Origin of the sequence: Methanobrevibacter sp. (genome assembly GCF_015062985.1) — an archaeon.
Classification (GTDB): domain Archaea; phylum Methanobacteriota; class Methanobacteria; order Methanobacteriales; family Methanobacteriaceae; genus Methanocatella.
Map to the genome: position 1 here is coordinate 1 of NZ_SUTI01000024.1, position 16031 is coordinate 16031.

Annotated in this window: 10 protein-coding genes; 2 read left to right on the forward strand and 8 right to left on the reverse strand. The window is 31.3% G+C overall.

The window, feature by feature from the left end; all coding sequences use genetic code 11:
* The first annotated feature begins 762 nt into the window (after positions 1–762).
* Complete coding sequence (locus tag E7Z77_RS08740; protein WP_292753001.1) at positions 763–3984, forward strand: type ISP restriction/modification enzyme; 3222 nt, start codon at positions 763–765, stop codon at positions 3982–3984.
* Positions 3985–4005: 21 nt separating this feature from the next.
* Here the strand turns inward: E7Z77_RS08740 and E7Z77_RS08745 are convergent, their stop codons facing one another.
* From E7Z77_RS08745 to E7Z77_RS08765, 5 genes are all read right to left on the reverse strand, one after another.
* Positions 4006–4266, reverse strand: coding sequence for a transcriptional regulator (locus E7Z77_RS08745; RefSeq protein WP_292753028.1), 261 nt, complete (start codon positions 4264–4266; stop codon positions 4006–4008).
* Between the two features lie 230 nt (positions 4267–4496).
* The gene (locus E7Z77_RS08750; RefSeq protein ID WP_292753004.1) at positions 4497–5192 is read right to left on the reverse strand and encodes a hypothetical protein; all 696 of its coding nucleotides are present in this window, start codon (positions 5190–5192) and stop codon (positions 4497–4499) included.
* Positions 5193–5201: 9 nt separating this feature from the next.
* Positions 5202–6482, reverse strand: a complete 1281-nt coding sequence (locus tag E7Z77_RS08755; protein WP_292753007.1) for a hypothetical protein — start codon at positions 6480–6482, stop codon at positions 5202–5204.
* Positions 6483–6997: 515 nt separating this feature from the next.
* Complete coding sequence (locus tag E7Z77_RS08760) at positions 6998–10786, reverse strand: Ig-like domain-containing protein (protein WP_292753010.1); 3789 nt, start codon at positions 10784–10786, stop codon at positions 6998–7000.
* Positions 10787–11034: 248 nt separating this feature from the next.
* Positions 11035–14034 carry an Ig-like domain repeat protein gene (locus E7Z77_RS08765; RefSeq protein WP_292753013.1) on the reverse strand — a complete coding sequence of 1000 codons (3000 nt, stop codon included), beginning with the start codon at positions 14032–14034 and terminating at the stop codon, positions 11035–11037.
* A gap of 3 nt (positions 14035–14037) precedes the next feature.
* On the opposite strand from E7Z77_RS08765, the gene E7Z77_RS08770 reads away from it, so the two are divergent.
* Positions 14038–14364 carry a MarR family transcriptional regulator gene (locus E7Z77_RS08770; RefSeq protein ID WP_292753016.1) on the forward strand — a complete coding sequence of 109 codons (327 nt, stop codon included), beginning with the start codon at positions 14038–14040 and terminating at the stop codon, positions 14362–14364.
* A 145-nt stretch (positions 14365–14509) separates the two neighbouring features.
* Here E7Z77_RS08770 and E7Z77_RS08775 read toward each other — a convergent pair whose 3' ends face one another.
* The 3 genes from E7Z77_RS08775 to E7Z77_RS08785 form a co-directional block, all read right to left on the reverse strand.
* Positions 14510–14779, reverse strand: a complete 270-nt coding sequence (locus E7Z77_RS08775; protein ID WP_292753019.1) for a hypothetical protein — start codon at positions 14777–14779, stop codon at positions 14510–14512.
* Between the two features lie 32 nt (positions 14780–14811).
* Entirely contained in the window at positions 14812–15168 is a 357-nt protein-coding gene (locus E7Z77_RS08780; RefSeq protein ID WP_292753022.1) for a hypothetical protein, read from the reverse strand.
* Positions 15169–15770: 602 nt separating this feature from the next.
* Positions 15771–16031 (reverse strand): hypothetical protein (locus E7Z77_RS08785; RefSeq protein WP_292753025.1); only part of this gene is annotated, 261 nt, incomplete at its 5' end.

Here is a 16031-nt window from a genome sequence, read left to right on the forward strand (position 1 = left end):
ATAATAAATAAGAGTTTAATAACTTAAAAAAAGAAGAAATAAACAAGGAAATCTATACGATTCCTTGTGCGAGAATAGGGCGATACCACCCTACTTTTAGCCATTTTTTAATACTAATTAAGATAAAAGTATTATTTTGAAAAATAGAAATAATGGTAAAAAATACTAATTTTGACAAAAACAATTATCAAAAAATTATCAATTAAAACTACAAAAACAAATAATAATTTTGGCATTAATAAAGTTTAAACAATAAATATGCGCATCAAACCTCAACATTAACAAAGCACCTATCAACTATCCACTATTCATGCTAACGAGTATACATGCATCAATTAAAATAGCAACATTCTTACCAACTTTTCGTCACAAATACATGCTTTTGACCTGCCAGTTGAAACTGAATTGTATTCCATTGAACCTTTAATCTATACAGATAAAACAATCAAAGCACAAGTTGAAGATGTTAAAGGAAGATATTGGATTTGTTGGTAGAATAGCTAATGATGAAACTTGTAAACATTACAGATAATCTGTAGATTTTTTTCTATTTTGGCGAAGCAAATACAATAATTGGTAATGAAGTCAATAATTAACAGTATATTCAGATGTAATTTGATTGCATAAATGTATTAAATAAATGTTAATTGATGTTCTTACGAAGTTTTTTTAAAGAAGAAATGATAAATATTTTAAATAAGATTATATGGGCTTTTGAAATAATCGAAGGAATATTAAAAACAATTCGCCATTGGTGGAATTATGGAAAAAAAGGTTTATTCAGCAATAATTAATAAATATTACAAAGCTGTTCGTGAAGTATATGAGCTTGGGAATGTGGAATCATCATATAATCCACATATTATCCAAATGTTCACAGATATAGGTTGTATTGCTCAAGACTTATCTGGAGGAAGATCAGGTACTAGTGGAGAAAACATTGATATCAAATTGTGGCATAGTGAAGATGATGTTACTAAAATTGAACCATTTGCAGGTGTGGAAGTAAAGAAAATTAATGGTATTGATAAAAGAGCATTAGGGCAAATAGTAATAGAAGTAGAAACATATGGTAATGCCATTTTGACTGACAATTTAATATGGAAATTCTGGCAAGCTGGCGATACCAAAATGTATGCGGAAATAGAGCTTTTAGAGTTCAAAAATGGCAAATTAGTTCTCAAAAAAGAAAATATTGATCTATTTGTCAGTATATTAGAAGACTTTTTACTTAAAAATCCTGCTCAAATCAAATCTTCAAGCAAACTTGCTGAATATATGGCTATCCACGCACGTACCATTCGAAGTATTGTTTTAGGAATACTTGGTGAGGACGATAATGGACAACCTTTGGATAATAATTATCAGTGGAGTCTTCCAATGTTTCAGGAACTATATGGCCTTTACAATAAAATTAAATCTGAACTTTCACCATCAATGAATACAAAAGAATTTGCTGATATGTATGCACAGACTATTGTCTACGGACTTTTTATTGCAAGATACAAGGACACTACACTTGATACATTTGATAAATATGAAGCTATTGGTTATTTACAAGACGAATCTGAATTATTGAAACAATTTTTCATTCACATCACTATGGGAAAAATGAACCCCACTCTTGAAAGTGTTATAGATAAGTTATGTGAACTTTATAAGATCTGCGACATATCATTTTTACTTGGAAGAGATGAGCATAAAGATACAATCGTTCATTTTTATGAAGAGTTTCTTACATATTATGATCCTGAATTAAGAAAGTCTCTTGGTGTTTTTTATACACCAATTGAAGCAGTGCATTATTTAGTCAATATGGTAGATGAACTTCTGATAAATGAGTTAAATGTAGATAATGGGCTCTCCAATAATGAATACATAACAACTAATGTCCCTTGTGCTCCTAAAGAGATTAAAAAAGGAAAATGGATAACAGAAGAGGAAATTTCTGTGCCTAGCATTGCTATTCTTGACCCTGCTTGTGGAACTGGCTCCTTTGGAGCAGAGATAATCAGATGTGTTAAGGACAAATATTTTTCTGGTGCAAAAGAAGCCTTTTATGAAGATTACATTCAGGATAAAAATGGTCTTCTGTCCCGTGTCATTGGATTTGAGATAATGATGACTAGTTATGTTGTTGCACACCTTAAAATGCGTCGCATGCTGAATTCAACATTAGGACATACTCCTTATGTTCAAGTACCAATCAATATTTTTCTAACTAATACTCTTGCTCCTCCTATGTCTGACGTTGAGCGAGGAAAACAGTTGACATTGTTAGATTTCTCTGCTGCTATAACTGATGAAGCTTATCATGCAGACACTTGGAAGGCACGACGCCCTATAAAAGTTGTTATAGGGAATCCACCATGGCTTTCCACATCGTCTAATCCTTATGATATCTCATCATATAAAAAAGAAACGGATGGTGTCACTGATCTCGGCGAAAAAAAACATTTGTTGAATGATGATTATGTTAAATTCTTCCATTTCGCAGAACAAATTATAGGTAAAGATGATGGAGGAATTCTTGCTTTCGTTTCAAATAATGGATATTTAGAAAATCCAACTTTTAGAGGAATGCGTGGAAGTTTACTAAGAACATTTGATAAAATTTGGATTGTAAACCTCCACGGAAGTGCAAATAAACAAGAAACTACTCCTGATGGAGGCAAAGATGAAAATATATTCGACATAAAGGTAGGAGTATCTCTTTTCATAGGTGTTAAAAAAACTGATTCAAAAGAATGGGCAAATGTGTATTATACTGATTTATGGGGTACAAAAGATTATAAGTTAAACACGTTAGAAAAAGGAGGTTTAGACTTTACTGAGTTGACTATAGATTCAAAAATGGCCTATTTCGTTCCATTTGGAAGTGATGATAAGGAATACTATGATGGGGGAGTTAGCATAACTGAATTGTTTCCAACCAATGTTACGGGAGTTCAGTCAGGAAAAGATAAGGTTGCCTTAGCTCCAACAAGAGAAGAACTCGTTAGAAGAATGGATATTGTTAAACACTCTACGACTGATGAAGAAATAAAGGAATTATGGGGAAAATTTACCGCCGGACAATCTGCGGAAAAAATTAAAAATGATGTGCTTTCAGATGGAGTTATAACACAAATTTCATACAGGCCATTTGATTTGCGTTGGACATATTATTCAGGAAAATCTAGTGGTTGGTTACATAGACCTCGTGAGAAAAGTACAATGGGGCATTTACTTGCTAAAACTACTTCTCCAATAGGTGAAAATATTGGATTGGTATTTGGTAGAACATCTCGACCATATTTCTCACCATTTGTCTCAAAAAAAATAATTGCTCACCGCTTGTTTTCAGCAAAGTGTGAAATTACTTATGTTGCACCATTGTATTTAGTATCAACTGATGAATCTGGTGTAGAAACATGGAAAGATAATATCGATGAAATGGCATATAATAAGTTGACACAATATCTTTTGGAAAAACCTTCTCCAATTGAGGTTTTCGATTATGTTTATGGTATTCTTCATGATCCGATATATGCAGAACAATATGAACAATATTTATGTAGGGATTTCCCACGAGTGCCTATAATTAATGATAAAAACATAGAAAATGAGGATGGGGCATTTTTTGTCAGTACCGATTTATTTTATGAATATGTATCAATCGGGTCTAAGTTACGAAAACTTCATTTAATGGAATCAAAACATCCTATAGAATTGACATTAGAACCTAAGACTTCTGAAGATATGGAAATTGGTGCTATTAAATATAAAAAAGGTGTTCTTCAACTTAACGATAACAAACAAATTTTAGGTATTTCAAAAGAAGTGTGGGATTATAAAATTGGTGGTTATAAGGTGCTAGATAAATGGTTTAAAGAACATAAAGGAGATACATTAACCATTGATTCTTTTACTCATATTGAAAATATTGTAGGAGTCCTTGAAGAAACAATTAAATTAAAAGAAGATTTAAGAAACCTACATTAAACAGTATAATGACGGTATAGATTAATCTAAATGTTCTACAATCTCCTCTCCCAAACTTGTTAGTCTGTATAAGCGTCCTTTCCTGAAATCTTCATTGATGCATTCTGCAACTCCAGTTTCCTTTAACTCTTTAAGGACTTTTGAAATATGATTTGTCCTGATTCCTGCATCTGCAGCTATATTTGTTGGTGTCTTAACTTCATCTTTAAGTGCCTTGACTGTCTTAACACGGTAAGAACTGATATTTATATAAGCGTAAGTCTTTAAAGTTTCATCATCGATAGTACCATCCCCAGTTTATACACATATTATTAACTTGATTAAAATATATAAGTTTATCTATACGAACAGAGACAATTGAAGGAATTTTTCATCAACTGGCCATAATAACAAATATGACCATCATTAAAACATACTTTCAATCAATAACTATCAAAAATATGAAGGCATCCCTTCGTTAAAACAAAGCAAATGTGCATAGGAGATAATCATAATGACAATGATTATCGCAATTAAGCAATCCGTTTAACTCTAAAATTCTTAAAAGTCGGTTTACCTATAACACTTCCACCATTTGAAGTTGCACCAACGCTCATTTTTTCATATGAATCCAATAAATCGCAATTTGTAAAAGTTACAGTGCCATTATTGGCTGTGTCGCCAGTTTTTGTTACAATTAATGTTGTTGGAGATGTTTTTTTGATATTAATATGTATCCATGGGGTTGATGGATTATCCCAAATGCTTTGATGCACTACAGTCAGACAATCATTGTTATCTCTTTGAACATTATTTCCAAGACTTGTTTGAGGATTTACTAAACATCCTTCCCATCCACCAAGTAAAGCAGTATTTGGTAAAGCCATCAATGTTCTGAACCACTGATATCTTGTACCATTCCATTTGACATCATAATCACATTCCCATAATCCATCATTTGACCAGCCATTAGTTATGCAACCTCCAATGAGAGTTAATTCGCCATTTGCTTGTAATACCTGATATCCACTATCCAATTTTGTTGTAGGTGTGGGATGGTCTGCCGTGAAGGATGGTGCATATAAATAATCATAAATAGTTAATTCTTCTGATTCAAGATTCCCACTTGTTGCAATGAATTTTACTTCGCCTGCTGCAGTAGATGTATACTCAAAAGTTGCTACGCCATTTTCATCTATTGTTGCTATTCCTATTAATGTTTTTGCCATCATTACACCTCATCCAATCCTTTTCCATATATATACAGTAAAATAGGGAGGTAAATTGTTATGTGCTGCTCCTCCACCAGTATTATAACTATATCTAACATCACGGTCGTCTTTTGCAGGGTGATAAACTTTTCCACTACTCATAGTTGCAATTCCACTATTGCCTCCAGCTGCAACTATAACTGTCCAATCCATAACTCTGTGATTATGAACCGGCATTTCATTGGTCGTCAATGTATGACTTGCTTCACCTCCTGTTGACCCATTAGCATAGGTATCACCACTTGCAAGCAAAAATTTATCTTTAATTTGCTCCCATGTGCCACCAAAGAGAGTTGATGGGTTGGTTGAATTGGTGGACATGTAAATTGCACCGATTGGATATGGATTCATGCAGTTTTCTTGTATTGTTAAATTTCTGAAATAAACACTTTTATCTGCCGAACCGCTAGAGAATTTCCCCGTTCCAATGTAAAAATAATAAGAACCACTAAAAGAATATGAATCTGTTCTATCATATGTCTTTTCACTAACAATAATGTTATTGTTCAGATTTGTTAAACAGTAATATGCCTGTGTGTCTGTTAATCGAAAAGTATAACGATATTGGGTATTATTTCCTATGCTTCCAAGGTAATCTCCATACATTACACTATTTCCGGCAAATCCTCCGTATCCATATGCTAATCTTCCTTGTCCTGTAATAATCCATGAACCGTAGCTATTGAAACCTCCTCCATTATCCAAGACTTTTTTATCACATATTCTTACACCGAAATCATCATTTCCCATACCTGTTGTGTAAAAATCAACACTTACGCTGAAATTATTGGATGGAGCTGAAAACGGAATTGTTAAGTAGTAACCGTGAGAGGTGTTATTTGTGTTTCCTTCGTTAACTCTTATCCTTGTAAAACCAGTTGATTTGTCATAAGCAACACTATGTGTGCAGTCTTTACGAATGCCATTCGGCATGTGCTCATCAGATAAATATAATGAACTTACATCAGAGATATTGACATAATTGCTATGTGTATGATTTGATGTGGCATATAAGGGAGAAATTGGATGCGTGTGATCTGCTTTCGCCCAAGCATTACTGCTCCCAATACTGCCATCATTTGTATCGGCAATTGGAACTGTAGAAGATGCTGCAGGGATCGTTGGTTTGTCGGTTAAATTATTGTAAGAAGCTGTATGAACATGATCAGCTAATGCAAAATAGCCATTATCAGTTCCACGACTTGATGTAGAATTAATAGGTTGAGGTGCATTGTTAGAAGATTGCACATGACCTTTAGCTAATGAATTAGCTGTTGTATTAGCGTGTTCTTCGACTTCAGTTGAAATTAAATTTCGTATACTCGTAATAAAATTAGTTATTGTTTTTTGATCAATCAAGTATTATCACCATTATAAAAATAGTATTCTAAAGTTAAAGTGGACCGCATCCATTACGGCCTCAGTGATAATTTACATTAATTGATACAATAAAGAAATAGAATTATAAAGTATAAAAGAAGGAGGCACCCACGACACAACATATGCCTCCCTTTTAAATTATCCTTGGTGTAATACAATTATATGCCTGATCAGCTATTTAAGGTCTTCTGCAACAATTTGTATAAATAAAAATTAATGTAAACATGTAGTTTGATATATACGTGAAGGTTCTTTTTTCTCAGCCCATAAAAGCGTTGGTAGATTCTTAAAGAAATAGTTAATTTAAACAAATATAGAATCATTAAAGTGTGAATGGTGTAGATCCTATTAAAAATAAAAGAAGTTGTAGATGCATGTTGCACCTACTTTTTCACTTTCACTATAACTTTCTTGGTAATTTTACCATATGTTGCAGTATAAGTTACTTTTTTGCCCTTTTTAAGTTTTTTAAGAACAGATTTTTTAACAGTAATCTTAGCAATACCTTTAGCATTGGTTTTAGACTTGTAGGTTTTCTTGTTGAATTTGAATTTAATCCATTTTCCTTTAACCGCTTTACCATTGATTTTCAAGGTTGCCTGAATAGTTAATTTTTTAGCAGATCTTTTAACAGTAACTTTTTTAAGTGTTAATGTTGTTTTGGTAACTGGTTTTGCAGGAGTTGTTTGTTTGTTAACGGTTAATAATCCAGATTTTGAGAATGATGAATATTTATCGTCTCCAGAATATGTAATTGTATATGGATAGTTACCATTTGCAAGTTCTGATATTTTTACATTAGCTATACCTCTGACTACATCACAAGTATGCACAACATTATTAATTGTTAAAATTATTGTTCCATTTGCATCTTCGGGCAACTTAATCATCATTGTTTTATCAATTGATGGATTAAATTCTTGTGGAACAATAATATTGCTTAACATTGTTTTAATAGTAATATTGCCAGTTTTAGTGAATGAACCATAATTGTTGTCGCCACCGTACGAAATAACATAACCATAAGTACCACTACCCAATTCTGAAATATCAAATTCTACAGCACCCTTTAATATTGTCGAATTGTAAGTTTTACTGTTAATTTCTATTGTTACAGTTCCTTTTGCATCAATTGGTAAATTAAACAATAATGGTTCTTTATTTATAATGCATTCCGGAGGTTCAATATTAGTTATTTTTTTTAAAACATTAATTGTTTTAAAAGCAGAGTTATATGCATCATTTCCATCAAAAGAAATAGTCATAGTATTGAAATTAATTGTTTTAGGAAGTCTAAATTTAATACTATTCTCAACAATATGACATTTAATCAAATTAGTTCCCATATAAACATTAACTTCATCGATTACAGCATTTGAGTTAAGGTCTGTTAAAGCTTTTAGTTCCAAATTAATTTCATCATCAGGAACAACATTAATGCAATCATTAGTTATAAGAAATACATCTTGTTTAAAAGAAATGTCAAACGAAAATGAAATACTAAAATACTTTTCATCACCATCATAAATAAAGTCAGCTGTATAAATTCCAGGTTTATCCGGCGAATGAACATCAACTGATATAATACTGTTATTAATACATAAATCATATTCTTCATTATTTACTTTTAATATTGCGTTACCAGTTGGATATTTTCCTAAAACATTAGAAACATTGATTGTTATAGGAATTGGTTGATTGAATTTACCTACATAATTATTAAATGAAAATGATGGCAATTCTCTAACTAATTTTAATGTAAAATTATTTTCATAATAATTAAAAGCTGATTTAATACCCGGATATATAAATTTTACATTTTTGTATCCTTCTGTCTTAAAAGGATTTTTAAAGAACACCGTATTATTTCTAATTGAATAAGAATTAATTATTCCATTTTCTGTTTCTAGTTTAAAAGCAAATGAAAGACCAGTAGCACTAAAATTATTTCCATTAACAAAATTAAATTGAATTATATCATCACTTAAATTAACAGCAGCATTATTAAATGGCTCGAAAATAGGCTCAATCTCATGAATATTACAATTAATTCTTATTGATCCAACATTGAATGAATCAGAACTAATGATTGAAATATATGAACTTCTTTTATAAGGAGTATAAATAAAAGTAAATACTCCATGTCCATCAGATCCAATTAATTTCACATCTTCATGTAAACAACGTACAGTTGGCCTATGCTCGGATACAGGAATTTTTTCATAATCTTTAATAGTGACATTAAATGTAATATTATCATGAAAATCAACATCAAGTATCTCAGGAGCAATTAATTCAACATTACGACGGTTTTTTACAAATTTTATGACTTTACTAATTTTTTGCCCATTAAGATAATAATAAATTGTTTCAGTATGTGCGGCTGCATTTATGTTCCAGTTAAACTTAACACTACCATTAGTAAGAGGTAACTTTACATCATTATAACCTAACTCTCCCTCATTATAATACATTTTTTTTACGTTATCATACACTCTTATTTCTGGATTTAATAACTCACCATAAGTCCAATTATTAATCACAATAAAATCAATATTACTTTCATTAAGTATTTCAACATTACTTTGAGATGGAGCATAAATTATCTTTTGTGAAGATATCGGAAATTTAATAATACAATTAAAAGCACACAAATCGGCATTTCCTTGCTTATATACGAATTTATAACTACCTTGAATATCTTTAGGTAATACCACATGGGCAATACTATTATTAACAGCAAAACAGTATTCATTATATTCAATAGTTACAGCAATATAACCCTCATTGACAATTTGTGGTTCTTTTTCTCGATAACGATCCCATGGGTCAGTAAACACTTGTTTTGGATTGACAAATTTAGTGACATTAATATCAAATTCGATATTTGTATTTAAATTATTATTAATAGTATCATTAACATAGGATACTCCAAATGCTGTTTTATAAGTATCAATTACATTCAAACCAAATGTTTTATAGGTTATATAATTATTAACGAGTTCATGACATGAGGATTCCATACCATAAACAACAGAAATAAAATAATTTCCTGATTCACTAGGCATATCTACTTTAAAAGAACTGATGCGCCCACCCATTGCATAAGGATGAATAGCAAAAACATCAGATACAGATATTTGAGAATTAGAGGAATCTTTAAGAATAACGCCCACATAACCTGTAGATGCACCTACAATATAAACATCCAATGCAATTTTAGAATCTGCTAAAGCATATATAACATCATTATCATCAAAGTCATTGACATATACTGAAACTATTGATTCTATTGAAGTGATATAAAAATAAGTTGAAGAAGAAGCAACTTGATTTGTGTTAGCACTATTAAATTGAATTTTGTATCTATTTTTTCCTTTTAATTGCAAATCAATATTCACATAGGTTACACCAGAATCTAAACTAGCAAAACCCACTTGATTACCCATAGAATCTGTAATAACCACTCCTCCCCTAGCATAATTACCATTTGAATCTAAAACAGAAATTGGTATTGAAATAGTGGAATATTGTCTTCCATCACCAACCAAAGGATATTGATTATTTTCAAAATCGTAGTCGTCAACTATGATTGTTGAACTTTTTGCTGGAGGATACGAAATTTTTTTATAATACCAAGTGTCACCAGCTCCTTCAGTTAGAAGATATATATTTCCATCTAACTTAAATGTCCCAGGCAATAAATAATCTTCAGCATAACAATTAGGATAATAATTACCATCAGAATGTTTAGTGAAATATCTTTGATAGTTCATTTGCCCATCTTTTAAAACAAAACCTGTTGAAGATTGAGCTACATATATCGGAATATTTGTACCAATGCCTTTTGTAGTTGCATCTGCTACATATTGCCAATCATAATTATCAGCCAATACCTCCTCATCGGCATTGCTAGACAAAATATTATTGTTAGAATATGTTTGTACATGTTGATTTGAAGTAATGTTTTCTGTTTCAGTGTTACTAACATTAGTATTATCATAACCCTCAGATATATCGAAAGCATCAGTATTACAGTCTTCAGATATTAATTCATTATTTTGCTCTTCATTTGCCACCAAAGTTTCATTAACATCACTAGCACATACACTAACAATACTGAACAGGCAAATAATCAAACAAATGAATATTAACCCCTTTTTGTATTTCATGATCATTGCTCCTAATTTTTTATTAATTGATATATATTATGTTTAAATTGTTATATAATATTTCCGACCACTGGTAACTATGCGAATAATTAATTTTATGATGCATTATATTAACATTAATTAGCAAAAGTAGTTAAAATTTTAAGCATGAATGCAAGCAAACATAACTGGTATAAAAAATGAATATAAACATGATAGTGAATGTATACGAATTAGTAAAAAAAGAAGAAATTGTAGATGTTAAACATCTACTTTTTGATTTTTGCAGTCTTTTTGGCTAATGCATTACCATAGTTCGCTTGATATTTGACTTTCTTACCCACTTTGAGCTTCTTGAGAACATTCTTTTTAATGGTTACTTTTGCAATACCTTTCTTATTAGTTTTTGCAGTGTATTTCTTACCATTGAACTTGAAAGTAATCTTTTTACCACTTAAAGCTTTTTTGCCTTGTTTCAAAGTTGCTTGCAGGATTAGTTTCTTAGCAGATTTTTTGACTTTAACTGCTTTCAAAGTTATTATTGTTTTAGCCACTGGTTTTGTGGTAGTTGTTGGAGTACTAGATTTTGCTGGAGTAGTTGGAGTGTTAGGATTTGTTGGATTAGTTGGAGTGGCAATTTCAGAAGGTTTGTTAACACTCAGAATTCCATTTTTACTAAATTGCAAATATTTTGTATCTCCAGAATAAATAATAACATATGGATATGTTCCATTATCTAAGTCAGGAACCTTAACATTAGCGATACCATTAATAACATCAAAATTGTAGTTTTTACCACCAATATTTAAAGTAATTGTACCTGCTGCATCACTTGGCAATTTGATAACGCTTAATCCATTATTATCTAAAGTTGGGATAACAATATCATTTTCATCAATAGGTTTAGGTTCTGGCATTTTTACAATTATTTTGTTAATTCTTGATTCATCAGTTTGACCATTGTAAGAAATTATTTCATATTCTCCTGGTTGTAATCCTAATTGCAACATTGCTACACCATTCGAGTCTGTTCTAGCTAATTCAGAAACAGAGCTAACATTTCTAACAAAAAAGCTAACAAATTTATTTGATAATGGTGAACCATCAGCATAATAAAATGTAGCGATGAAATCATATTCATCACCATATGTTATATTCATATCATATGCCACAATACTTTTACAAATTTTTTCAATTTTTAGATTTCCTGTACTAACAACTGAAGAATATTTCCTATCACCAGAATAAGTTATTGTGTATGGGTAATCTCCACTATCTAAATCGGGGATAAAAACTTTTGCAATACCATTAACTACATCAAATGGATAATCTTTATCATTAATTGTTAATGTTACTGTACCTGTTGCATCAATTGGTAGTGTAACATTTATAGATCCATCCTCTGAAGGACTATCTAAAGGAGATATATTAACTTCTGGTTCAATGAAAGTTTTGTTTAATATAAATGTTATATTGGTTGATGTTGAAGGATAAATATTATTGTTTCCATTATATGTTGCTTTTACTGTGTAATTGCCATTGGTTAATCCAAATAATCTTAAATTAGCTACACCGCGAGTATTAATGGTTTCATTATAATCTGTACCATTAAAAGTGAATGTAACTTTCCCTGTTGCTATGGGACTTACAACAGCCGTTAACATAACATAATCATCATATTGATTAGCAGTTAAATATGTGGTCGAATTTGATTTTACAATTGTTAGCGTTATATTTACTGGATTAACATTATCTACTTTAACAACCTCATTATAATGAATTTGATCCGCAACAATACACGTAGCAGTATAAACTCCAACATTTAAATCGAGAACATTATTAGAACCACTATAACAATTAACTGTACGATAATACACATTGTTTTTATATATTTTTAATACCACTAGCGTACCATTTAATTGGTGATTGTTTAAGGTTACATTAATTGACAAACCATTATTTGATTTATAAGGCGCCATATAATCAGATACATTTAAAACAGGTTCAATTGTGAACTTATTGTTTTCCAATGTTAATGGAGTTCTGTTATAAATATGAAATCCATAATCCCAATAAGCATAATTGTTTTTAAAAATAGAATTCCTAATTGTACCATTAAGAGCCCTATTCCAAAATATTGCACCCCCAGAACCATGTTGAATATAATAACCATCATATGTCTCATAAAAGTTATATTTAACAGAATTATTTTCGAAATAACAATCCGAAATAACACCATTATCACTTTCATCCCAGTAAATAGCCCCTCCATCTAGAAAATCATAAGCAACTGTATTATTCACAAAGTAAGAATGGTGAACTGTTCCATTATCACTGTTAGCCCAATGGATAGCAGCCCCATCCCCACCTGCAATATTATTGGTAAAATTACAATTATAAACAGTCCCATTAGCACTATTGGACCAGCCTATATTACTATTGCTGCTATTTACAAAATTACAGTCATGTACTGTTCCATTAGCACTATTGAGCCACCTAATTGTATTGGCATAGTTATCCACAAAATTACAATTATGAATAACACCATTATCACTATTTTCCCAACGGATACTATAAAGGTTATTCATAAAATTACAATTGTAAATAGTTCCATTTGTACTTTTAAACCAATGAATAAGACCATAATTAGGAGTATTATTCATGAAGTTACAATCACGAATGACTCCGTTAGCACCACCATTCCAATATATAGCATAATCTGAAGAGTTACTTTTTGAATTGATAAATGTTATATTTTTTATAGTTACATTGTTTGCAGACACCAAAAATATCAAAGATTGTCCTTTGGCATCTATAGTAAAACCATTTCCATTTATAGTCATTGGTCTTGGAATAGGTATTCCATTAATATATGCGGAATCTGATTCAACAAATGTATAATTCTTTCTTAAATTTAGCACATCATCATAATTAAAATCAATTTCATGAGCTAACTCCCTAAATGTTCCGGGAGAGGTTGATAAAATATTTTCTTCATTTGTAGAAAGATGTCCAGCATCAACACTTTGATTCTCATTATTTGATTGTATAAAATCTGCTTCCTCATCAACACTAACAACATCATTTATTACATTATCGTATGTACTAACTGCTACATCATTATTTGCATCAATGGAAACAACATCAGTTACATTATCCATAGCGGATACTGTTGAAACCGCTAACAACATGACAAATAACATTGCTAATGTTAAAATTATCTTCTTGTGTTTAATTTTTATCCCTCCTTCTAGTGCGTAAAAGTGCATTCAATGATTATACTATATATATTCGATTTATTTAAGATTATGGTTACCCAAAACAAAAATGAATATATGAATGAAGATGTTGTTAAAGACCGTATTGGTTTTGTTAAATTGTCACCATACCGTCTTGAAATATTAAAATACCTTGAAACTGGAATGAAAATGCCAGTTGAAATAGGCAAACATCTTGATATTAGAACTTCTCATGCCTCCAATGTCCTTCAAGGATTAAGTAAAAATGGACTGGTTGTATGCATAAACCCGCACCGTAAAAAGGGCAGATTATATGAAAATACAGAATTAGCAAAAGAAGTTCTAAAATATTTTGACTGAAAAACTAGTCATGTTTTATTCTTTTAACCACATATGATACAGAATAATACATAGAAGAAAACTAACAGCTGAAATGGCGGAAAAATCCAGCATAAGAACAATACTAGAATTGCACCAATCAGTAATCCACTCCAGACGCTCATAACTAATCCCTCCTTGTTGTAAAATCTTTTATTTCGTATTTGGATCTTGCAAGCAACTCTAAAACTTGGTAGCAAACATCCAAATCAAATGTGCCATCATAGACTATAATATCTTTAAATTCATACATAGCCAAAACACGTAAAAAACCATTTCCATTTTCTAAATCGTCCACGTTCACATACAATATTGTATATCCTAAATCTATTGCTTCTTCGATTCCATCTACAATGTCCAATGTTATTTTAACTGAATCCATAATTAACAACTCCAAAAATTAAATATTGGTGATGGTTAGAGTGGTGTTTAATCTATTGGAAAACCTAATTTACGACTGCAAGCCTTCCAGTATTTCTTAGCTTTCTGTTTTCCTCCAGGACAACGAATAACCCATATCTCATGGAAGGAAATATTAGTCGCATCTGGATTAAACACAACCTTTGGCGGCTGTGTAGCCATCTCACCAAAGAAAGTATTCTGATAAAGATTGTCTGCCAAATTGACAACAAATTCCTCATCAAAGAGATAATGGGTCCTCTCAAAGGTCATAGTAGTTACTGGTTCAGTACTTGAAAGATACTCTTTATAAGCATTGTTGTAAATCTGATCCCATTTGTCCTGAACTTTCTTCAATTCCTGTCTCCTGACTCGATCATATCTCATACGAAACATCTCGACATCTCTATCAGTGGTGTATGGTTGGCGCTGAATATATGACACACATGACTTCCAGCCATCTTCAGGAAGATATCTTACACCATCTTGTTTCTTTCTAGAAATATGACATGCCCTGAGCACATCCTCGAAGTCCCTGTCCAAATCATATCCTACATTCCTAATTCTTCTATCTGCATTTGATGCTTTTGCATCATTGGCTGCACCGGATAATGCTGCTGAAGCAATTGCTATTGAAGCTAACGCTAAAAGTAATCCCATATTTTCATCTCCTTTATAAATTAATTAATTTGGTGATGGTGTTGGTGGTAAAATCAGACCATTGTGAAGTAAGGTCGGTTATCTATTATTTCCAAATCAAACACTCCATTTACACATTGCTCACGCTCCCAAATCAGACGGCTAGACGCTTCCTGAGACGAAGTAATGTAATAGTCAAAGAGTTTCCATCTGCCATTTTCAAATTCGTCAATTCTAAAGGATACTTCGTATCCAGTACGTGGACTAATAGTTATTCTAAATTGTTTCATAACAATCACCAAAAAAATAGTTTTAGTATTTTTAAGAGGCTCACACCTCATTTCAACTATCTACAATACCCATTCTTGTATAATTTTTAACATAGTAGTTCTACTAACAATTCCCTTCCTATGAACAGATTCTGATGTCCTTTCAATAGGTGTAGGTCTTGCAGAAATGAAGTCATCGACAATATGTGCCTCTGATCTGAATTCATCTGTTTCCAAGTAGTTTGCAACGTTTTTAATTTTGCCAAAATGACGAATGATTGCAACTAATTCTGAATCCATTTGCCAAGCAAATATGCTATCGTATGGAATTACATCAGGTTC

Coding starts and splice junctions, on each gene's coding strand:
- E7Z77_RS08765 (WP_292753013.1), bottom strand. CDS start 14,034: ATGCACTTTTACGCACTAGAAGGAGGGATAAAAATTAAACACAAGAAG.
- E7Z77_RS08740 (WP_292753001.1), top strand. CDS start 763: ATGGAAAAAAAGGTTTATTCAGCAATAATTAATAAATATTACAAAGCT.
- E7Z77_RS08780 (WP_292753022.1), bottom strand. CDS start 15,168: ATGAGATATGATCGAGTCAGGAGACAGGAATTGAAGAAAGTTCAGGAC.
- E7Z77_RS08770 (WP_292753016.1), top strand. CDS start 14,038: ATGATTATACTATATATATTCGATTTATTTAAGATTATGGTTACCCAA.
- E7Z77_RS08750 (WP_292753004.1), bottom strand. CDS start 5,192: ATGGCAAAAACATTAATAGGAATAGCAACAATAGATGAAAATGGCGTA.
- E7Z77_RS08760 (WP_292753010.1), bottom strand. CDS start 10,786: ATGAAATACAAAAAGGGGTTAATATTCATTTGTTTGATTATTTGCCTG.